Annotated in this window: 21 protein-coding genes and 1 riboswitch; of the genes, 17 read left to right on the forward strand and 4 right to left on the reverse strand. The window is 61.4% G+C overall.

Annotated elements, in window-relative coordinates:
* The first annotated feature begins 1 nt into the window (after position 1).
* The 8 genes from H7B90_RS27530 to H7B90_RS27565 all read left to right on the forward strand — a co-directional run bounded on the left by H7B90_RS27530 (position 2) and on the right by H7B90_RS27565 (position 8,211).
* Positions 2-1,459: a sensor histidine kinase gene (locus H7B90_RS27530; protein WP_185139113.1), complete on the forward strand. Its 1,458-nt coding sequence runs from the start codon at positions 2-4 to the stop codon at positions 1,457-1,459.
* A complete protein-coding gene (locus H7B90_RS27535) occupies positions 1,456-2,607 on the forward strand; it encodes a TolB-like translocation protein (protein WP_185139114.1) in 1,152 nt (383 codons plus the stop codon). Before H7B90_RS27530 ends, H7B90_RS27535 begins: the two co-directional genes overlap by 4 nt.
* A gap of 103 nt (positions 2,608-2,710) precedes the next feature.
* Entirely contained in the window at positions 2,711-4,117 is a 1,407-nt protein-coding gene (locus H7B90_RS27540) for an ABC transporter substrate-binding protein (protein WP_185139115.1), read from the forward strand.
* A gap of 260 nt (positions 4,118-4,377) precedes the next feature.
* Positions 4,378-4,421, forward strand: a riboswitch (PreQ1 riboswitch).
* Positions 4,422-4,556: 135 nt separating this feature from the next.
* Positions 4,557-5,225, forward strand: a complete 669-nt coding sequence (gene queC, locus H7B90_RS27545) for a 7-cyano-7-deazaguanine synthase QueC (protein ID WP_185139116.1) — start codon at positions 4,557-4,559, stop codon at positions 5,223-5,225.
* Positions 5,225-5,674, forward strand: coding sequence for a 6-pyruvoyl trahydropterin synthase family protein (locus H7B90_RS27550; RefSeq protein WP_185139117.1), 450 nt, complete (start codon positions 5,225-5,227; stop codon positions 5,672-5,674). The genes queC and H7B90_RS27550 overlap by 1 nt, the downstream gene beginning before the upstream one ends.
* The gene (queE, locus tag H7B90_RS27555) at positions 5,671-6,567 is read left to right on the forward strand and encodes a 7-carboxy-7-deazaguanine synthase QueE (RefSeq protein WP_260411266.1); all 897 of its coding nucleotides are present in this window, start codon (positions 5,671-5,673) and stop codon (positions 6,565-6,567) included. Before H7B90_RS27550 ends, queE begins: the two co-directional genes overlap by 4 nt.
* 48 nt (positions 6,568-6,615) lie before the next feature.
* A complete protein-coding gene (queF, locus tag H7B90_RS27560; protein WP_185139118.1) occupies positions 6,616-7,113 on the forward strand; it encodes a preQ(1) synthase in 498 nt (165 codons plus the stop codon).
* Between the two features lie 642 nt (positions 7,114-7,755).
* A complete protein-coding gene (locus tag H7B90_RS27565; RefSeq protein WP_185139119.1) occupies positions 7,756-8,211 on the forward strand; it encodes a CBS domain-containing protein in 456 nt (151 codons plus the stop codon).
* A gap of 103 nt (positions 8,212-8,314) precedes the next feature.
* On the opposite strand, the gene H7B90_RS27570 is transcribed toward H7B90_RS27565, so the two are convergent.
* Positions 8,315-8,737, reverse strand: coding sequence for a MarR family winged helix-turn-helix transcriptional regulator (locus H7B90_RS27570; protein WP_185139120.1), 423 nt, complete (start codon positions 8,735-8,737; stop codon positions 8,315-8,317).
* 148 nt (positions 8,738-8,885) lie between these two features.
* Here H7B90_RS27570 and H7B90_RS33215 point away from each other — a divergent pair, with 148 nt between their 5' ends.
* The 4 genes from H7B90_RS33215 to H7B90_RS27585 all read left to right on the forward strand — a co-directional run bounded on the left by H7B90_RS33215 (position 8,886) and on the right by H7B90_RS27585 (position 12,082).
* Positions 8,886-9,020 (forward strand): hypothetical protein, encoded by a 135-nt coding sequence (locus H7B90_RS33215; RefSeq protein ID WP_260411267.1) that lies wholly within the window; start codon positions 8,886-8,888, stop codon positions 9,018-9,020.
* Between the two features lie 159 nt (positions 9,021-9,179).
* Positions 9,180-10,286 (forward strand): ABC transporter substrate-binding protein, encoded by a 1,107-nt coding sequence (locus H7B90_RS27575; RefSeq protein WP_260411269.1) that lies wholly within the window; start codon positions 9,180-9,182, stop codon positions 10,284-10,286.
* Between the two features lie 4 nt (positions 10,287-10,290).
* On the forward strand, positions 10,291-11,100 hold the full coding sequence (locus H7B90_RS27580; protein ID WP_185139121.1) for an ABC transporter ATP-binding protein: 810 nt from the start codon (positions 10,291-10,293) through the stop codon (positions 11,098-11,100).
* Positions 11,081-12,082, forward strand: coding sequence for an ABC transporter permease (locus tag H7B90_RS27585; RefSeq protein WP_221482197.1), 1,002 nt, complete (start codon positions 11,081-11,083; stop codon positions 12,080-12,082). The genes H7B90_RS27580 and H7B90_RS27585 overlap by 20 nt, the downstream gene beginning before the upstream one ends.
* Positions 12,083-12,335: 253 nt before the next feature.
* On the opposite strand, the gene H7B90_RS27590 is transcribed toward H7B90_RS27585, so the two are convergent.
* Together H7B90_RS27590 and H7B90_RS27595 are read right to left on the reverse strand one after the other, a co-directional pair.
* Positions 12,336-12,767, reverse strand: coding sequence for a DMT family transporter (locus H7B90_RS27590; RefSeq protein WP_185139122.1), 432 nt, complete (start codon positions 12,765-12,767; stop codon positions 12,336-12,338).
* Positions 12,768-12,795: 28 nt separating this feature from the next.
* The gene (locus tag H7B90_RS27595; RefSeq protein WP_185139123.1) at positions 12,796-13,494 is read right to left on the reverse strand and encodes a Crp/Fnr family transcriptional regulator; all 699 of its coding nucleotides are present in this window, start codon (positions 13,492-13,494) and stop codon (positions 12,796-12,798) included.
* A gap of 204 nt (positions 13,495-13,698) precedes the next feature.
* Between H7B90_RS27595 and H7B90_RS27600 the strand changes: the two genes are divergently transcribed.
* The 3 genes from H7B90_RS27600 (at position 13,699) to trhA (ending at position 15,597) form a co-directional block, all read left to right on the forward strand.
* Positions 13,699-14,571 carry an SPFH domain-containing protein gene (locus H7B90_RS27600; RefSeq protein WP_185139124.1) on the forward strand — a complete coding sequence of 291 codons (873 nt, stop codon included), beginning with the start codon at positions 13,699-13,701 and terminating at the stop codon, positions 14,569-14,571.
* A gap of 13 nt (positions 14,572-14,584) precedes the next feature.
* Positions 14,585-14,794 (forward strand): type II toxin-antitoxin system antitoxin, encoded by a 210-nt coding sequence (locus tag H7B90_RS27605; RefSeq protein WP_185139125.1) that lies wholly within the window; start codon positions 14,585-14,587, stop codon positions 14,792-14,794.
* A 164-nt stretch (positions 14,795-14,958) separates the two neighbouring features.
* Positions 14,959-15,597, forward strand: a complete 639-nt coding sequence (gene trhA / locus H7B90_RS27610; protein WP_185139126.1) for a PAQR family membrane homeostasis protein TrhA — start codon at positions 14,959-14,961, stop codon at positions 15,595-15,597.
* 3 nt (positions 15,598-15,600) lie between these two features.
* Here the strand turns inward: trhA and H7B90_RS27615 are convergent, their stop codons facing one another.
* Positions 15,601-15,891 (reverse strand): hypothetical protein, encoded by a 291-nt coding sequence (locus H7B90_RS27615; RefSeq protein ID WP_185139127.1) that lies wholly within the window; start codon positions 15,889-15,891, stop codon positions 15,601-15,603.
* 283 nt (positions 15,892-16,174) lie between these two features.
* Between H7B90_RS27615 and H7B90_RS27620 the strand changes: the two genes are divergently transcribed.
* A complete protein-coding gene (locus H7B90_RS27620; protein WP_185139128.1) occupies positions 16,175-17,071 on the forward strand; it encodes a DUF72 domain-containing protein in 897 nt (298 codons plus the stop codon).
* Between the two features lie 22 nt (positions 17,072-17,093).
* A complete protein-coding gene (locus H7B90_RS27625; protein ID WP_185139129.1) occupies positions 17,094-18,224 on the forward strand; it encodes an MFS transporter in 1,131 nt (376 codons plus the stop codon).
* Positions 18,225-18,593: the final 369 nt, after the last annotated feature.

Here is an 18,593-nt window from a genome sequence, read left to right on the forward strand (position 1 = left end):
CATGATCCCTTCGATTCAGCATAAGTTCCTGATCGGATTTCTCGTCATTTTCGCCGCTGCATTCCTCGTTCTGAACCACTTCGTCGCTAGGATCGTCGAGAGCGGCAACGAGAAGATCATGACCCAAGACCTCCTCGCCCTCAAGAAGAACAGCAACGTCTACGTCAAGCAGGCCTTCCTCATCAACCACTTCGACCAAGACGAGACGTACTTCCGGGAGATCGCGCGGGACATGGTGGACGAGCTGCGCCGGGTCGCTTCGAACGAGGTCGCGGCCTACTCCGTGGACGGCCGGCTGCTGGCTTCCTCGGGCGACGCCGACTCCTTCGCGGCTTCCGGCGACGGCGATCTGAATAACGCCCTTAGCGGCAAGACGTCGTATACGGTTCGGCATTCGAACGGCGAGGCGACCGTCTCTTACTCCTATCCGGTCGTCATCGAAGGCAACAAGGTCGGAATCATGCGGTTCTCCAAGGATTACACCTATCTCTATGAGCGGAGCGAACGGATTCTCGCGTTCATTCGTTATACGACGATCGCGATTTTCGCGGCGGCGTTCCTCTTCTCGTACGTCCTGTCGCGCCATATTACGATTCCGATCGCGAGGCTGACCCGGGCGACGACGGAAGTGGCGGACGGCCATCTCGACGTTCGGCTCCGGTCGACCCGAAGGCGGGACGAAGTCGGGCAGCTGACCCGCAACTTCGGCCGGATGCTCGGGAAGATCAAGCTCCAGATCGGGAAAATCGAAAGCGACCGCGACCGGATGACGGAGCTGTACCGGCATCGCAAACGCTTCTACGACAACGTGACCCACGAGCTGAAGACGCCGCTCACTTCGATTCTCGGCTACGCCGAGCTCGTCCGCGACGTCGGCCCTCGCGACGGGGAGCTGTTCGCCAAGGGAATGAAGCATATCGCGGAAGAGAGCCAGCGGCTGCATTCGCTCGTCGTGGAGCTGCTCGAGCAGTCAAGGGAGGCGGACGACCGGCGGGACTTCGAGAGGACGGAGGTAAGTCCGATCGTCCGGGACGTCTGCGAAGGAATGCGGTTCAAGGCCGAGCGGTACGGCCTCCGAATCGATTGCGAAGCGGACGGCGGCGCGGCGGTCGACGGCAGCCCGGATCGGCTGAGGCAGCTGGCGATCAATCTCGTCGACAACGCCATCAAGTACGGGGAGGCTTCGTCCGACATCGTCGTGCGGGTGCGGGAGGAAGCTGGTTACGCGGTACTCTCCGTCTCGAACCGGCTGGATTCCGCGGACGGGGAAGGCATCGCGGAGGCGTCCGCCGCGAGAGAGCCGGGAAGCCTGGGCCTCGGGCTCGGCATCTGCAGGCGGATCGCCGCCGATCACGGAGGAAGCTTGGAGACTGGGAGCTCGAACGGCATCGCGACCGTCATCGCGAAGATTCCGCTGTGGAACGAGAACAAGAGCGAAGGGGAGGAGATGGGGAGATGACGGATCCAAGGCGCCGAGACCTTCGCCGGACGGCGGCTTCCGTCCTGCTGTTCGCGGCAGTCGCGCTGGCGGCGGGTTGTTCGGGCACGTTCGCTTCGAAGACGATCGTCATCCCGGACGAAGAAGAGAGGGCCTCTTCGCCGGACAAGCTCGGAGACTCGTTCGAGGCCGGCGCCATCTTCAAGCTCGCGGGCAAAGGCGTCGAGGCCGGCGATTGGCTCGGGTGGCTGGACGCCGACAGCCTTCTGGTCGCGTACCGCGGCCGGGACGGCATGATCCGCCTGTCGAGCGCGGATTACCGGTACGAGACGCTGCGGACGCTGCCCGTTCCCGAGAGCAAGGCAGGGCCGGAGAGCTTGTCGCCGGACGGGCGCCGGGTCGCGTGGGAAGCATGGGGGGACGATGGAGCGAAGCTCCTGCTTCGGGACGTCGGGAAGAACGGTTCCGAGGACGGAGGAGCCTCTGTGCAGGTGGACGAGAAGGCGGGCGATCGGTTGGGGGAGCCCTCCTGGTCCGGCGACGGGCGTTATTTGGCTTACGCCAAGAAGACGTCTGCCGCGGGACGAGCGAAGCCGGTTCTCGTCGTCTATGACGTAGAGCGGGCGGTCTCGAACGAATACGAGATAGCCGATTGGAGCGGGGAAGAGATCGGATCCGTCCGGGTGTCGGACGACGGAACGGCGGCGGCGTTCTTCTTCTCGTCGGACGGCTTCGCAGGCGTGAAGCTTGGGGAGCTGGCCGACGGCACCTTCCGCGAATGGGACGAATTCGCTTCCGCGAGGGACGGCCTGGGCGAGTTCGCCTCCGGCCATCGCTTCGTCTTCACGGTGGGGAAGGGATCGCTCGTTCTGTACGATCCGGAACACGCCAGCACGGTTACGCTTGCGGAGCGAGTCTCCGGCTTCCGGCTGTCCCCGGACCGCGAGCTCGTCGCCTATTCCGACTATGGAGAAGAAGCCATCATCGTCGCGAAGCTGCAGGGCAACAACCTGCTCGGCGCCCGGCCGATTTACCGGGGGCTCCGGTCTCCCGGCCTTCTCTGGAGCCCGGACGGCCGGAAGCTTCTCGTGAACGGGAGGAACGCGACTGTTCCTATGCCCTCCGAATCCACAGAAGGCGATTATCCCTTCGTGATCGAGCTGAAGTAACGGCGCGCCGCTTCGTTTACAACTTATTTACATTTTCGAGAAGTCCCGTCCATAACTCCCCGGTATAACGGTATCAAGACCTTAGGAGAGGAATGGATGCAAGATGAGAAAAACGGCTGCGCTGCTCGCGGCAACGGCCCTCGTCGCCGCGACGACGGCATGCTCGGGGGGCGCGGAAGAGGACGGGACCGTTCGCACGCTAAGGATCGGCACGACGACTTTTCTGGGCGGGAGCGATTCCTACTATAGGCAGCAATTCGCGGAGCTGTACGAGTTCGCGCACCCGAACGTCCGGATCGAATTCGTCTCGTCCGCCGAGCGGTCGGATATCGTCTTGGGCGACAAGGCGCCGGCCGATCCGGTCGCGGCCATGAAGGAGATGATGGCGGGCCCCAATCCGCCCGACCTGGTCATGGTCGACTTCGACCAGCTGCCCGGCCTGATCGAAGACAATCTGCTCGTATCGTTGGACGCGAAGATCAAGCAGGACAAGTTCGATCTGGAGGGCATCGTCCCGACCGTGAAGGACGGTATCCGCGAGCTTGGGGACGGCTCTCTGTACGCTCTCGCTCCGTACTTCGACGCTCCGGCGCTTTTCTATAACAAGCGAATCTTCCAGAAGGCCGGCGTGGAGGCGCCGACCGACGGCATGACGTGGGATCGGGTCGTCGAGCTGGCCCGGAAGGTCTCATCCGGCGATGGCAAAGAGCGGATCTACGGACTGGGCCTAAGTCCTTACGCGGAGACCGACGACTTCTACAACCTGATGAGCGTCTACGGCGCTCCGCTGCAGCTGCGCGCCTGGAACGAGAGCGAGGACAAGATGAACGTCGCGACTCCGGAATGGGAGCAAGCCTGGACTTGGCTGGCCGACCTGAAGAAGGAGAAGATCGTGCCGCCGGAGTCGGCTAACGAGGATTGGTTCGAGGCGGAGGTCGCCGCGAGCCCGGCGACGCCGAACGCGTTCTTCTCGGGACGACTGGCGATGACGGTGGGCGACAGCTACATGCTGGACGAGCTGGCGGGCCTCGGACGCGGAGGCGACGGGAACGCCGCTCCTATCGAATGGGACGTCGTCAGCATGCCGAGCCATCCGAAGTACCCGGGGGTCGCGGGCATGGTCCGCACGGAAGGGCTCATGGGCATCAACGTCCATGCGGGCAACCCGGACGATGCCTGGGAGTTCCTGAAGTTCGTCAACGACGACGAATGGGCGATGACGAAGTCGCGCGGCGGCGGCATGCTGGTCGCCCGCGGCGCGTACAACAAGGGCAGAGGAGGGCTCGACTACCGCGCGGAAGCGTTCGCGGACGTGCGGCCGGCTCCCCCGGATCCGAACCGCGCCGGCGGGAAATCTTATCTGAACGAGGTCCTTGAAGCGGGCCGAACGGAGCTGCAACCGGCGCTTCGGGGCGACAAGACGATCAAGGAAGCGCTCGAGGAGTGGGGGAAGCAAGGGCAGGCGATCCTCGATCTGAATAAGGCGAAGCAGCAAGACGGTAATTCTTGAAGACGGCGGACAAGCGAATAAACGAACAAACGGACAAACGAACAAAGACGGCGGACAAGCGAACGAATGAACGCCGAACAAACGACGGAACAACGAACGACGAATGAACGAACAAACGAGCAAACGAACCAAAAAACGATAACCGCCGGTCGTCCAATCTCTCCCTATTCTAAACCTTGCCTCTCTGTGCTATAGTACGTACGTACAACTAAAGAAGAAAATCCGGCGAGCGCCGGGCCCGCAAGGGCTTCGTCGCGCCGCCGGGAGAGGTTCGCGAACTCCCTCTATAAAAAACTATCCAAGAACGGCGTCCTTCCTCAAGGCGCCGTTATCTTGGCGTTCGGCGCGGAGCGGTGCACCCCATGTACCCGCTTCGCGCCGATTCTTTAGGGATGGATTCAAGGATCTCTCTCTTCCGAACCGAAGGAGAGAGGCGAGAATGACCAAGCAAGAGAGGGCCGTCGTCGTGTTCAGCGGCGGCCAAGACAGCACGACCTGCCTGTTCTGGGCGAAGGAACGGTTCGCCGGGGTGGAGGCCGTCACTTTCGACTACGGCCAGCGGCACAAGCGCGAGCTGGAGGTCGCGGCGGAGATCGCGAAGGAGCTCGGCGTCAAGCATCACGTGCTCGACATGTCGCTGCTCAATCAGTTGGCTCCGAATGCGTTGACCCGGACCGACATCGCCATCGAGCAGAAGGAGGGCGAGCTGCCGACGACGTTCGTCGACGGGCGGAACCTGCTGTTCCTGACCTTCGCGGCCGTGCTCGCGAAGCAGGCCGGGGCGAAGCATATCGTCACGGGCGTCTGCGAGACGGACTTCAGCGGCTATCCGGACTGCCGGGACGTCTTCATCAAGTCGCTTAACGTGACGTTAAACCTGGCGATGGACTACCCGTTCGCCATCGACACGCCTCTGATGTGGCTGAACAAGGAGCAGACGTGGGAGCTGGCCGATCGGCTCGGCGCGTTCGACTTCGTGCGCGAGCGGACGCTCACCTGCTACAACGGCGTCGTCGCCGACGGCTGCGGGGAGTGTCCGGCCTGCAAGCTTCGCAAGCGGGGGCTGGACGATTACTTGGCTTCTTCGGGAAGGGGGGCGCAAAGCTGATGTTGCAGCAGATGTATCCGGCGCCAGCCCATCCTTATCAATACGAGCTGAACAAGGATTTTCACTTCGCCGCCGCGCATTACGTTCCCGCCGAGGAGGCGGGCAAGTGCCGGCGGATGCACGGGCATACGTATTACGCCAACGTGACGGTGGCCGGGGATGCGCTCGATTCCGCCGGGTTCCTCGTCAACTTCGCCACGATCAAGAAGCTTGTGCACGAGCGCTTCGACCATTCCGTCCTGAACGAGGACCTGGAGAGCTTCAGCGACGAGGCGCCGGACCGGTATCCGACGACGGAGGTCGTCGCCCGGACGATCTGCGAGATCGTCCAGGCTTATCTGGACGGGACGGATAACAAGCCGCGGTGCGTGCAAGTATTTTTGCGGGAGACGCCGACGAGCTACTGCGTCTACCGGCCGAAGCCGCGGGTGGAGGAGCGGATCGGATGAGCGACCGTCGAATGGGCGAGGAAGATCGGGCAGTCGCGACTTGGGCGGAAGGGGAGTCGGATCGGGCCGAAGCGGGTCGGATGGAAGCAGGGTCGGAGTGGGCCGAAGAGGACCGAACGGAAGCGGAGCTGGCAGGCGAATCAGATCGGACGGAAGTGAATCGGACGGGCGCGAGGCGGATCCCCGTTCTTGAAATTTTCGGCCCGACGGTGCAGGGGGAAGGGATGGTCATCGGACGCAAGACGATGTTCGTCCGAACCGCCGGCTGCGACTATCGCTGCGCCTGGTGCGATTCCGCATTCACGTGGGACGGCACCGGCAAGGACGACATTCGCCTGCTGACGCCCCACGAGATCATCGCGGAACTAAGGGAGATCGGGGGCGACTCGTTCGCGCACGTCACCTTGTCGGGCGGCAATCCGGCGCTGCTTCCCCAACTGGAAGAGCTGATCGAGAGACTGCGCGCGCAGGGCATTCTCGTCGCTCTCGAGACGCAGGGCAGCCGTTGGCAGGACTGGTTCTACTTGATCGACGAGCTGACGCTGTCTCCGAAGCCGCCGAGCTCGGGCATGGCTACGGATTGGGAGACGCTGGACGTCATCGTCCGGAGGCTGGAGAGCCGGGAGAGAACCTTCAGCCTGAAGGTGGTCGTTTTCGACGAGACGGATTTGCGGTACGCGACGGACGTACACGAGCGTTACCCGACGGTCCCCTTCTATCTCCAGGCCGGCAACGGCAACCTTCGCGAGACCGACCGGAACCGGATGCTGCCTTACCTGGTGGAGAGGTACGAGTGGTTGATCGGCCAGGTGATGGCGGACGCGAGGCTGAAGAAGGTGCACGTGCTGCCTCAGCTGCATGCCTGGGTATGGGGCAACAAGAAGGGCGTATAGCCGGAGGAACCGGTCGATATAACAAGAGAGGAAAGGCGTGAACGCGATATGGCGGGAAGAAGCAAGGAAGAGCTCGGCGGAGTGACGCTGCTCGGCAATCAGGGAACGGAGTACCGGTTCCAGTATTCTCCGGACGTCCTCGAGACGTTCGACAACAAGCACCCCGGACGGGACTACTTCGTCAAGTTCAACTGCCCGGAATTCACGAGCCTGTGCCCGATGACGGGGCAGCCGGACTTCGCGACGATCTACATCTCCTACATTCCGGATATCAAAATGGTGGAGAGCAAGTCGCTCAAGCTGTACCTGTTCAGCTTTCGGAACCACGGGGATTTCCACGAGGACTGCATGAACATCATCATGAACGACCTCATCGCGCTGATGAAGCCTCGCTACATCGAAGTGTGGGGCAAGTTCACGCCGAGAGGCGGCATCTCCATCGACCCGTACTGCAACTGGGGCCGCCCCGGCACGAAGTACGAGCAGATGGCCGAGTACCGATTGATGAACCACGATTTGTACCCGGAAAAGGTAGAAAACCGCTGACGCAGAAGCTCATGTGCGTGTGCGTGCTGGTGACGCAAGCTTGCCGTTCCTCCTCGGGGAGGGACGGCAAGTTTTTTTGGGGGGGATGAGGCCGGGCCGCAATCCCCGAAATGGCGGTTGCAGAGCCTCGTCCGCGTGCCGCGGTCGCTGTAACCGCCAAAATGGCGGTTGCAGAGCCTCATCCGCGTGCCGCGGTCGCTGTAACCGCCAAAATGGCGGTTGCAGAGCCACTTCCGCGTGCCACGGTCGCTGTAACCGCCAAAATGGCGGTTGCAGAGCCACTTCCGCGTGCCATGGTCGCTGTAACCGCCAAAATAGCGGTTGCAGAGCCTTATCCGCGTGCCGCGGTCATCTGCGCAACGGAAGAAACGTTAGTTAGAGTGGGGCAAATACGAGGCAGGGGTGCTGTAACGGAAGAAATGTTAGTTAGAGTGGGTCATATACGAGGCATGGGCGCTGTAACGGAAGAAACGTTAGTTACGCCACAACTGTTCGTGAAGCCTTTTCCTCAGCCCCATAACCATCCTGAAGCCCCGGACATAAGATAAAATACAAGCTTTACCTGCAATAAGCGATTGTATAATGCAACCGACCAATTATATAATTGCATTATACAATTGATGGACGAAGGGGGCTGCGCAAATGCAAGCCTGCGACATCATGATTCGGCAAGTGCACAAAGTCAAAGAGGAAGACACGGTGCGGACCGTAATCGAGAAGTTTATCGAGCACGGCATCAGCGGCTTGCCGGTCGTCAACGACCGGAACGAAATCGTCGGGTACGTGAGCGACGGCGACATCATGCGCTTCATCGGCAAGCCCGACGACTTCGTCGTGGAAGCGGTTTATTTCTTCGCCGTCTACAAAGTCGACGAAGCGGAGTACGAAGAGCGGGCCAAGCGTTTGCTGGACCTGAACGTGATGAGGATCGCGAAGCGCAAGGTCGTGACGGTCCAGTGGGACGACACCGTGGAGACGATCGCGGCCATTCTCGGCAAGAAAAAAATCAAGAAAGTGCCGGTCGAGCGAAACGGCGTGCTGGTCGGCATCATCAGCCGCGGCAACGTCGTCCGCCAAACGTTCAAAAATCTGCTGTAGACCCTCAAGAGCGTCCAAAGCCAACAGCCTTCAACCCGGCTACCGTTAAGCCGGGCGAAGGCTGTTTCTAGTATCGTCCCCTAATCGCCGATAGACATTCCGTTCACATGAACGCGCGATTGAACTTGCGCAGCAATCGGCCGAAGGCATCCCGTTCCTCTTCGGTCCAATCCTGCAGCTTCTCCGAGATTCGTGCGGTCCGCAGCTTCTTGTATTCCTGCAGCGCGGCGCGCCCCTCCTCCGTAATCTCGAACAAGTAAGCCCTGCCGTCCGACGGATCGGACTTGCGCAGCACGAACCCCTTCTGCTCCAGAGCGGACACCTGTCGGCTCACGGTGGAGATGTCGAGCTGGAACTCGTCAGCCAGCGCGCGCACTCCGGCGGAGCCTCTGGCCGAGAACTGGCCGAGCAGCAAGTAGGCCGAGCGGTCGAGGCTGCCGGCGCTCTTGTCCGCGGACAAGGAAGTGGCGAGGCGGACGAGAAGGGCCAGCTCGGACTCTATCAATTCGATATCGCGGTTATCCATCGGATCCACCTCCGCTTTCTCGAATCTATCGTATCATTCAGGCCTCATCCTTGGCAAAAAATCCGTCCGCCCCCAGCCTGTCCGGTACGGGCCGTCTCTTCGCGGTTTGCATCCCGGAATGACGTTCCTCCGCGTTCATCATAAGATAATGACAGATATCTCTATCCGCGGCATACCCGGCAACGTGCTGCACCGGGGAACCGCGCTCGACGAGATCAAGACGGCCGGCGATTTACTCGCGGGAATGGAGGCGCGGATAGGCCGGGACGTCGAGGGCGGCTAGCCGGAAGCGGAGAGAGCGATCCGGGGAGAGCCGGCAACGCAGGACGACCCTTGCGACTCCGGCCGAACTGCCGTGCGGGAGTCCGGACAAGCCGACGAATCGTATCTCCGCCGTCCCGAGCCGTCCCCCCTAAATTCTTAATGGAGAGGGAGAGTTGTCATGAATAGAATGAAAAGCGTAACGAGTCTGCTTCTGGCGCTAGCGCTGCTTCTCGTCGCAGCGGGCTGCGGAGGGAACAACTCCGGCAACAACGAGCCTTCCGCGTCCCCGTCGCCTAGCGCGTCTCCGTCCGAATCGTCGGAGCCGTCCGCTTCCGCATCGCCCTCCGCGTCGGAGTCCCCCCAGCAACTGACGAAGGTCAAGTTTTCCGAGGTTATCCGTTCGATTTTCTACGCGCCGCACTACGTCGCCATGTCGCAGGGCTTCTTCGAGAAGCAGGGCCTCGAGGTCGACATGAACACGGCCCAAGGATCCGACAAAGGCGCGGCCGCCCTCATCGCCGGTACCGCGGACATCTCGATGGTCGGCCCCGAGACGGCGATTTACATCCATAACCAGAAGGGCGACAAAACGCTGAAAATCTTCTATCAGCTGACGCTGAAGGACGGCTCCTTCCTGCTGTCCCGCGAGAAGCTGGATTCGTTCAAGTGGACCGACCTGACAGGCAAGAAGATCATCGGCTGGAGGCCCGGAAGCGCGCCGCAGATGGTGATGAACTCGACTCTTATCAAGGAGAAGGCGGAAGGAGCCGACGTCGTCACGAACATCGCGGCTCCGGCGATGGCGGGCGCGTTCGCGAGCGGCCAGGGCGACTTCATCCAGCTGTTCGAGCCGGTCGCCTCCACGCTCATCAAGGAGGGCAAAGCGTACTACGTCGCCTCGCTCGGGGAAGCGTTCGGCAAGTTCCCGGAGACGTCGTACGTCGCGACCTCCGATTATATCGCGAAGAATCCGGACGTCATCCAGCGGTTCGCGAACGCCGTCTCCGAAGGCACCAAGTGGCTGAGCACCGCGTCGGACGAAGAGATCGCCAAGGCGCTTAAGCCCTTTTTCGACGGGACGCCTGACGACATCATCATTCAGTCGATCAAGCGGTACAAGGATCAGGATACGTGGCCGGCGAAGCCGGAGCTTACCGCCGAACAGTTCGAGACGCTGCAGAGCGTGCTGATCGAAAACGGCGTGCTGAAGCCGGAGGAGAAGCTGGGCGACATGTCGGCCGTCGTGGATATGAGCTTCGTGAACAAGATCGGCGCGGCGGGGTGATCGCATGACGGCCGCTCAGATCGAGATGCGGGAAGTAGGCCTTAGCTACTTCACGCCGAAGCAGGAGACGGAGGCTCTTCGCGACGTCCGGTTGACGGTCCGGGCGGGCGAATTCATCAGCATCGTGGGGCCGAGCGGCTGCGGGAAAAGCACGCTGCTCTCCCTCGTCTCCGGGATGCTGAAGCCGACGAAGGGGAAGGTGCTGATCGACGGCCAGGAGGTGACCGGCACATCCCCGAAGGTCGGCTACATGCTTCAGCAGGACCATCTGTTCGAGTGGCGGGATGTGTACGGCAATCTGCTGGTCGGGGCGGAGATTCGCCGCATGGACCGGGCGAAGGCGGAGCGCAAGGCGGCTGAGCTGATGGAGAGGTACGGGCTGGGCGGCTTCGCGCGCCACAGCCCCGCCCAGCTCTCCGGCGGCATGCGGCAGCGGGTCGCTCTCATCCGGACACTCGTCGCCGAGCCGGATATTCTGCTCTTAGACGAGCCGTTCTCGGCGCTCGACTTCCAGACGAGGCTGACGCTCGCGGACGAGGTGCACCGGATCATCCGCGAGCAGGGCAAGACGGCGATTCTCGTCACGCACGACATTCCGGAAGCGATCGCGATGGCGGACCGGGTGCTCGTCATGTCGAAGCGCCCGAGCACGATCTCGTCCGAATACGAGATCCGGCTGAAGCCGGAAGGGGAAGGAGGGGAAGGTGACGGCGGGACTTTGACGCCTTGGTGCAAGAGGGAGGCGGCAGGGTTCCAGGCGTATTTCAATGCGATATGGAAGGAGCTGGAGGCGCATGTCGTTACTTCCGGTTAAGGAACGAGCGGAAGCGCGCGACGGCGGGGCCGAACCGGCCGATTCCGCCGTCAAGCCCGCGGGATCGACCGAGCCGACCGATTCCGCCGTCAAGCCCGCGGGATCGACCGAGCCGACCGATTCCGCCGTCAAGCCCGCGGGATCGACCGAGCCGGCCGCTTCTCCGTCCGCTTCGGCGGGCAAGCCGACGCCTGCTTATCGCGAATACTTGCGCGGCGAGCGGCGCGGCCGCTGGCTCGTCATCGTCTCGCGGATCGCGCTTCTCGTCGCGCTGCTCGCGCTATGGGAGCTGGCGGCCCGGCAGAAGTGGGTCGATTCGATGCTGACGAGCAAGCCTTCGCAGCTGGCCGCTTCGTTCCGGGAGCTGGCGCTGCAGGGCGACCTGTGGAAGCACACCTGGACGACGGGGCTCGAGACGATCGTCGGCATCGCGGTATCCATGATCGCGGGCACGGCCATCGCGGTTTTGTTCTGGTGGTCGACCTACGCGTCCAAGGTACTCGAGCCGTACATCGTCGTGCTGAACGCCTTGCCCAAGGTCGCGCTCGGCCCGATCTTCTACATCTGGCTGGGCGACCGGTATTCCGTGTACGGCATGGCGGTGGCGATCTCGATCATCGTGACGATCATGATGATCGAGAACGGGTTCAAGGAGCTGGCGAAGACGAAGCTGAGGCTGATGGAATCGTTCGGAGCGACGAAGCTGCAGATGCTGCGGATGGTTATGCTCCCGGCCAGCGTGCCGAACTTCATCGCGACGCTGAAGGTGAACGTCGGGCTGACTCTTGTCGGCGTCGTCATGGGAGAGTTCCTATCCTCGAAGGCGGGGCTCGGGTACCTGATCATCTATGGGGGCCAGGTGTTCCAGATGAACCTCGTCATGGTCAGCGTCTGCATGCTCGCGCTTATGTCCGCCGTCCTATACGGGGTCGTCAACGGGATTGGCCGGCTGCTGATGCGGAAGTATCAAGATGGAAGGTAAACAAGGTGGCGAATGTGCCCCAGGCGGCACGGGGGGCGCAGGTAACGCTGGCGATGCAAGTGACAGAGGCGGTGGCGGTGCAATTAACGCATGTGAAGCAAGTTGCACGGTGGATGCAAGGAACGCAAGCACGCAAGAGGGCAGCCCGCCGGGCTGCCCTTCCTAATGTATTGCGATCGTGCTTGGAGCCGGACGGATATCCCCGAATGGGAGTCATCCAGATACTCCCTTGCGCCCGCGGTGCAGCGCCGGGTCAGCCCTTCAGCTTGTACACGACGACGCCGGCGATCATGATGGCCAGCCCGATCAGCTTGTTGAAGGTGAACGGCAGCTTCGGGGCGCCGAACAAGCCCAGGCTGTCGATGAGGATCGCCACGAGCAGCTGCGCGATCAGAATGACGGCGACTCCGAAGCCTGAGCCGAGCGACAGAATCGACTTCATGACGGTGAAGACGATCATAACGCCCATCGCGCCGCCGAGCAGGTACAGCTTGTTGACCGAGTGCAGCCTGGCGAGGCTCCCGTCCCGGACGAACCAGAAGATCAGAAGCGCCACGACGAAGCCGGAACCGTGCACGAGAGCGTTCGTGATCCAGAAGCCGACCTTCTCGCTGACCCGGGCGTTGAATACGCTTTGCACCGAGATGAACAGCCCCGCGAACACCGCGTAGAGTACTCCAGCCATTTTTTCTCCCCCTTAAATCCAAGTCCCCTCAGTTGTACAGCAAACCCTCCGCGAGCTTCTTCAACCGCTCGACATCCCGAATGCCGATCGCGCCGCGCCTTCTCTCGATCATGCCGTCGGCCGCGAACTGCGCGAGAATCCGGTTCAGATGCCGGTAGCTCGTGCCGATCAGCTCGGCGAGCTCCAGCAGCTTCGGCGTCCGAATCTCCCCGACCCTAACTCCCGGATTCTCACCGGAAGTGACCGACAGCAAGTAGCTGGCGACCCGGTTCTCGACCGGATACGTCAGGTTCAAGCTTAGCGTGTTGGAGTTGGTGTACAGCTTGTGGGCGATGTGCTTCATCATGTAACGGAGCCACGCGGGATCGTGAGACGAGGTCTCCGTCAACTGCTCGTAGGAGATGACGAGCATTAGGCAATCCGTGAGAGTCTCGACGGAACAACGGGGAGGGTAACCGGTCGCCCACTCCACGTCGCCGATAATGCCGAGAGGCTCGTAGAAGCGAAGGAGCACCGACTTGCCGTTGGGCAGCATCGAATACACCTTCAACTTGCCGCGAACGAGGATATACAGATGGCTCATGGAGCTGCCCGCGGAGCAGATCAACTCGCCTTTGTCGTAGGCGTACAAGCTCATCTTGGCGATCATGCGCTCCCCGCAGATGCCGTCCAACCCGAATTCGCGGACGTAACGGGCGGTCGCGTCGGGGTGAGTGATTTTCCTCATGGTCGTCTCTCCTCGTTCCTTGCCGCTTCATTGTAGGGGAGTCGGTTCCCGCGGCAAAAGGACATATGTCCCATTCATACCACGATTGTCGTCAAAAGGGTAGATCGAGACGGCGCATCCGAAAAATCGCCGCAGGGGGTGGAAATCCGTTTCCAAAAGTGATATCATATAAATATCAAAATTATATAAAGGGGCGCTTTCAGGATGACTACGACCAAAGCTTGGCACACGAACGGATTTCTCGCGTTGCTCGTCTCGCTTGCTTCCCTCGCTGGAGCTATCGCGCTGTTCATCGCCGGGGGCGATGAGGCCGAACCGAACGGGTTGATGATCGCGGCGGGCGTGCTTCTCGTCCTTCTGTTCTTCGTCCTCCTCACCTCGCTCACGATCGTGCAGCCGAATCAAGCGAAGGTCGTCACCTTCTTCGGACGGTACAAAGGAACGATCACCCAGAGCGGCCTATGGATGGTCATGCCGTTCACGAACAAGACGAAGGTGTCGCTCAAGGTGCGCAACTTCAATAGCCAGACGCTGAAGGTGAACGACGCGGAGGGCAATCCGATCGAGATCGGCGCCGTCGTCGTGTTCAAGGTGGTCGACACGGCGAGGGCGGTGTTCGAGGTCGACAACTACGAACGGTTCGTAGAGATTCAGAGCGAGACGGCCATTCGGCACATCGCCGCCCATTACGCCTACGACACGTTCGCGGACGATCAGGCGCCTTCCCTGCGCGGCAACGCCGACGAGGTGGCGGCGGAGCTGTCCAAGGAGCTGCAGGCGAGGCTGACCGTCGCAGGCGTCGAGGTGATCGAGACGCGGATTACCCATCTGGCGTACGCGCCGGAGATCGCGAGCGCCATGCTGCAGCGACAGCAAGCGATCGCCATTATCGCCGCCAGGCAGAAGATCGTGGAGGGCGCGGTGGCCATCGTGGATTCCGCCTTGCGGCAGCTCGTGGAGAACGGAGTCGAACTGGATGCGGAGCGGCGCGCGGCGATGATCAACAACCTGCTCGTCGCGATCGTCTCCGACAAGGCGGCGACTCCGTTCATCAACACGGGGACGCTGTACGGTTGACGGGTGCGGGACTATGGCTAGGGAGAAGAAGGCGTTCCCGCTCCGGCTGGACGCCGAACTGCACCGCGCGATCGAGAAGTGGGCGGAAGACGAGTTCCGCAGCGTGAACGGCCATATCGAATATTTGCTGCGAGAAGCGCTGCGCAAGGCGGGGCGGCTGCCCTCCCGGGCGCTGCCGGCGAAGGACGAAGCGGCGGAAGATTCGAACGGGGAGGCCCGATAACCCCGGCCGCTAATGCGGTGAATCGCAAGAAGAAGAGGCTCCTCCGACGCGCAAGGCGCGCGAGAGGGAGCCTCTTTCTCTCGATGCTCGGGACATTCGCCTTTTCACGCCGAAAGTGGCAAAATAAAGAGAAACGCATAGATCGTAATCAAGGGGGGAGAACCATGGCGAATACCTATGTCTACAGCCGCAGGGAAGAAGTGGCCAACGCCGTTACGCATGGGATCGGAGCGCTGCTCAGCGTCGCAGCCTTGGCGTTGCTCGTCGTCTACGCGAGCCTGAAGGGGACGGCCTGGCACGTGACGAGCTTCACGATTTACGGGGCGACGATGCTTATGCTCTATACGGCGTCGACGCTGGTGCATTCGTTCCGCGAAGGGAAGATCAAGGATCTGTTCGAGACGCTCGATCATTCGTGCATCTATCTGTTCATCGCCGGAACGTATACGCCGATCATGCTGACGGTGCTGCGGGGCCCGCTCGGCTGGAGTCTGTTCGGGATCGTCTGGGGCATCGCGGTCGCGGGCGTCGTGTTCAAGGCGTTCTTCACTAAGCGGTTCCTCTTCTTATCCACGCTGTTCTACGTCCTGATGGGCTGGATGGTCGTCTTCGCCTGGGGTCCCTTGCAGGAAGCGCTGCAGCCGGGAGGCCTTCGCCTGCTGGTGGCCGGCGGCATCTTGTATACGCTCGGTTCCGTATTCTACGTCTGGCGCGCGTTCCGGTATCACCATGCCGTATGGCACGTCTTCGTCGTCGCCGGTTCGGCGTGCCACTTCTTCGCCATTCTGCTGTACCTCCTGTAGGAGTCAGGGCCACCTCGCGAGAACGGCCGCCAGCTTGCTGGTGAGCACGGGGATCAAGTCGCCGAGCGTTCCGACGAACGGAGTCGGCTGGAGCTTGCCGCGGTGGTTCGCGACGCTGAGGAGGTAGCCGTTCTTCTTGAATTCGGTGAACAGCGCCCGGGTCACTTCTTCGTCCTTCTCTTTGGAATAGACGACCAGTTGGGACTGCTGCACCCTTACGAGCAGATGGGTGAATTGCATGGAGTGCAGGTTGTACTGCAGGAATGTGTGCGCAAGATGCAGAGACAAACTCATCGTTCGAACAGCCTCCCAAGAAATGTTGGAATTCGTCCGATTACTCCATCTAGGCGGGTTATGGAATTGTGCAACCGAGGAATCGGCGGATGGGGCCTTGCGATTGGGTCGTCATGCCGAGGGGCGTAATGAGGTCAATCCAATTATACAAATGAATGGGAATCCGTCAAAGGGATTTTTTTGGGCTGTCGTTATTGCGATAATCGGATTTGGTTGAATAGATGTTGAATAGATTGCAAGATTCCGCTAAGGCATCGAGTCTGATCATAAGGAGGCGATCCCGTTGATCGAAGTGGGACTGGCCGGCTGGGGCGACCACGACAGCCTGTATTCCGGCGGCGTCAAGGCGAAGGACAAGCTCTCGGAATACGGGCGGCACTTCCCGCTCGTCGAAGTGGACAGCTCGTTCTACGCGATCCAGCCTCCCGAGAGAATGGCGAAGTACGCGGAGGAGACGCCTCCAACGCTTGGCTTCGTCGTCAAAGCCTATCAGGAGATGACCGGTCACCAGCGGGGAAAACCGTACTACCCGGAGCCGGAGCCGATGTACGCGGCGTTCCGGGAATCGCTCGCGCCGATGATCCGCGCGGGCAAGCTGCGGGCCGCCCTGTTCCAATACCCGCCGTGGTTCGACTGCACCCGCGAGAACGTGAACCTGCTGCGGCTCACCCGGCAGCGCATGGACGGCATTCCCTGCGCGCTGGAATTCCGGCACCAGAGCTGGTTCCGGCCGGAGTACCGCGAGCGGACGCTCGAGTTCATGAGGGAGCAAGGCTGGATTCACAGCGTGTGCGACGAGCCGCAAGCGGGGGAAGGATCGGTTCCGACCGTGCTGGAGGCGACGGACCCGTCGTATACGATCGTCCGGATGCACGGCCGCAACGAGTCGGGCTGGAACCAGGGCGGCAAGCCGAACTGGCGCGAGGTCCGCTATCTGTACCGGTATAACCGGCGGGAGCTGGAGGAGTGGCGCGAGAGGCTGGCCGTGCTGGAAGGGCAGTCCGGGACGATCGGCGTCATCTTCAACAACAACTCCGGCGGGGACGCCGCCGACAATGCCAAAGAGATGATGAGCCTGCTCGGCCTTCGCACGCCGGAGGGACGGGATCCGCTGGAGCGGGACGAGCCGTCCGCTTCGACGGAGCCGGAGCCCGAGCAGCTCGACTTGTTCGACTTGTGACGGAGGAGAGAGAGACGACCCGATGGTAGCCGCCAGACTTCGCGGATTGAACTTCGCTTACTTTTCCCTATTCGCCTTATTCCTCTCGTTCCTCCCGGTATACGCGAGCCATATCGGCATCTCGGGCACGCACATCGGACTCGTCCTCGGGACGGGCAGCGTCGTGACGATCGTCTGCCAGCCGTTCTGGGGGATGGTCAGCGACAGGCGGCGCACGATCAAGCGGGTGCTGCTCGGGCTGCTGCTCGCCTCCGTCGTCGCCGGAACGCTGCTGTTCCGGGCGGACGCGCTCTGGAGCCTGGCGCTGCTCGTCATCGCGATGAACATGTTCTTCATGCCGACCGACGCGCTGATGGAGAGCCTCAATTACCAGACGTCCCAGCGGCAGGGGATCAGCTTCGGCTCGATTCGCATGTTCGGGGCGATGGGGTATTCGGCGACGTCGCTGACGGCCGGATGGCTTATGCAGGCGTGGGGGATGGACAGCCTCTCCTGGATCTTCCTCGGCTTCGGCGCCGCGACGCTTCTGCTCGCCTTGGGGGCTGCCGACGTGCCCGCCTCCTCCAAGCCGGCCGTATTCCGGCAGCTGTGGCGGTTCGTGTCCGAGCGGCGGACGTTGGCGTTCCTGCTTCTCGTACTTGTAGTGGCCATCCCGCACAAAATGAACGATATGTACATCGGCCTGTACATGGACGAGCTCGGGGGCAACGTGCGGTGGACGGGGATGGCGTGGTTCGTCATGACGTTAACGGAGACGGCGATGTTCGCGGTGAGCTCGCGGATCGTCAAGCCGGGCCGGGAAGGCTTCGTCATGGCGGTCGCCGCCGGGCTGTATATGCTTAGGTTCCTGCTCTGCTCGTTCGTTGGGGATCCGCTGCAGCTCGTCGGCTTGCAGGTATTTCAGGGCTTCACCTTCGTTCTCTTCTACGTAAGCTCCATGCAGTATCTCTACTCGGTCGTGCCGGAGCAGTGGAAGTCGACGGGGCAGACGGTGCTGACTCTGCTGTTCTTCGGGGTATCGGGCATCGTCGGGTCCTCGCTCGGCGGGTGGCTGTTCGACCTGTGGGGAGGGGCCGTCTTGTACCGGATCATGGCCGCCGCCTCGGCCGCCGCGTTCGTGTATGCCATCTTTCTCGTCCGCTCGCGGCGGTAGGAATGATGGAAGCCGGCCAAGAGATAGCATTTTGCGTCTCTTGGTCTTTTTTCTATGACTGGCCAACTCGCATACAGACTTGTTGTCCGGGCTCGGAATCGCTTAGTTATGTGGAGATCGTGCCGCCAACGTAGAGAGTTTCTATGCGTCTAGTCCCCTTTTCGATTGGGGGAGGCGGCTAACGAATCGAGGAGACGCTATTTGGCGGAAAATAGGGGATATTTTGTTTCTAACGAATCGTATAAACGCTATTTCGTGCCGGAAGCCCTCTTTTCCCCCGGCTGGACCTAAATAAGATCGCTGGAGTTCGTTAGGCTTTCAAAATGGGCTTCGGACGCTAAATAGCGTTTCCTGGGTTCGTCCCTCGTA

The sequence above is a fragment of the Cohnella xylanilytica genome, assembly GCF_014212175.1.
Lineage (GTDB): Bacteria > Bacillota > Bacilli > Paenibacillales > Paenibacillaceae > Cohnella > Cohnella xylanilytica.

Excerpts from the sequence above, each read along its gene's own strand:
- H7B90_RS27530 (WP_185139113.1), top strand. The coding sequence starts at position 2 with ATGATCCCTTCGATTCAGCATAAGTTCCTGATCGGATTTCTCGTCATT.
- H7B90_RS27535 (WP_185139114.1), top strand. The coding sequence starts at position 1,456 with ATGACGGATCCAAGGCGCCGAGACCTTCGCCGGACGGCGGCTTCCGTC.
- H7B90_RS27540 (WP_185139115.1), top strand. The coding sequence starts at position 2,711 with ATGAGAAAAACGGCTGCGCTGCTCGCGGCAACGGCCCTCGTCGCCGCG.
- queC (WP_185139116.1), top strand. The coding sequence starts at position 4,557 with ATGACCAAGCAAGAGAGGGCCGTCGTCGTGTTCAGCGGCGGCCAAGAC.
- H7B90_RS27550 (WP_185139117.1), top strand. The coding sequence starts at position 5,225 with ATGTTGCAGCAGATGTATCCGGCGCCAGCCCATCCTTATCAATACGAG.
- queE (WP_260411266.1), top strand. The coding sequence starts at position 5,671 with ATGAGCGACCGTCGAATGGGCGAGGAAGATCGGGCAGTCGCGACTTGG.
- queF (WP_185139118.1), top strand. The coding sequence starts at position 6,616 with ATGGCGGGAAGAAGCAAGGAAGAGCTCGGCGGAGTGACGCTGCTCGGC.
- H7B90_RS27565 (WP_185139119.1), top strand. The coding sequence starts at position 7,756 with ATGCAAGCCTGCGACATCATGATTCGGCAAGTGCACAAAGTCAAAGAG.
- H7B90_RS27570 (WP_185139120.1), bottom strand. The coding sequence starts at position 8,737 with ATGGATAACCGCGATATCGAATTGATAGAGTCCGAGCTGGCCCTTCTC.
- H7B90_RS33215 (WP_260411267.1), top strand. The coding sequence starts at position 8,886 with ATGACAGATATCTCTATCCGCGGCATACCCGGCAACGTGCTGCACCGG.
- H7B90_RS27575 (WP_260411269.1), top strand. The coding sequence starts at position 9,180 with ATGAATAGAATGAAAAGCGTAACGAGTCTGCTTCTGGCGCTAGCGCTG.
- H7B90_RS27580 (WP_185139121.1), top strand. The coding sequence starts at position 10,291 with ATGACGGCCGCTCAGATCGAGATGCGGGAAGTAGGCCTTAGCTACTTC.
- H7B90_RS27585 (WP_221482197.1), top strand. The coding sequence starts at position 11,081 with ATGTCGTTACTTCCGGTTAAGGAACGAGCGGAAGCGCGCGACGGCGGG.
- H7B90_RS27590 (WP_185139122.1), bottom strand. The coding sequence starts at position 12,767 with ATGGCTGGAGTACTCTACGCGGTGTTCGCGGGGCTGTTCATCTCGGTG.
- H7B90_RS27595 (WP_185139123.1), bottom strand. The coding sequence starts at position 13,494 with ATGAGGAAAATCACTCACCCCGACGCGACCGCCCGTTACGTCCGCGAA.
- H7B90_RS27600 (WP_185139124.1), top strand. The coding sequence starts at position 13,699 with ATGACTACGACCAAAGCTTGGCACACGAACGGATTTCTCGCGTTGCTC.
- H7B90_RS27605 (WP_185139125.1), top strand. The coding sequence starts at position 14,585 with ATGGCTAGGGAGAAGAAGGCGTTCCCGCTCCGGCTGGACGCCGAACTG.
- trhA (WP_185139126.1), top strand. The coding sequence starts at position 14,959 with ATGGCGAATACCTATGTCTACAGCCGCAGGGAAGAAGTGGCCAACGCC.
- H7B90_RS27615 (WP_185139127.1), bottom strand. The coding sequence starts at position 15,891 with ATGAGTTTGTCTCTGCATCTTGCGCACACATTCCTGCAGTACAACCTG.
- H7B90_RS27625 (WP_185139129.1), top strand. The coding sequence starts at position 17,094 with ATGGTAGCCGCCAGACTTCGCGGATTGAACTTCGCTTACTTTTCCCTA.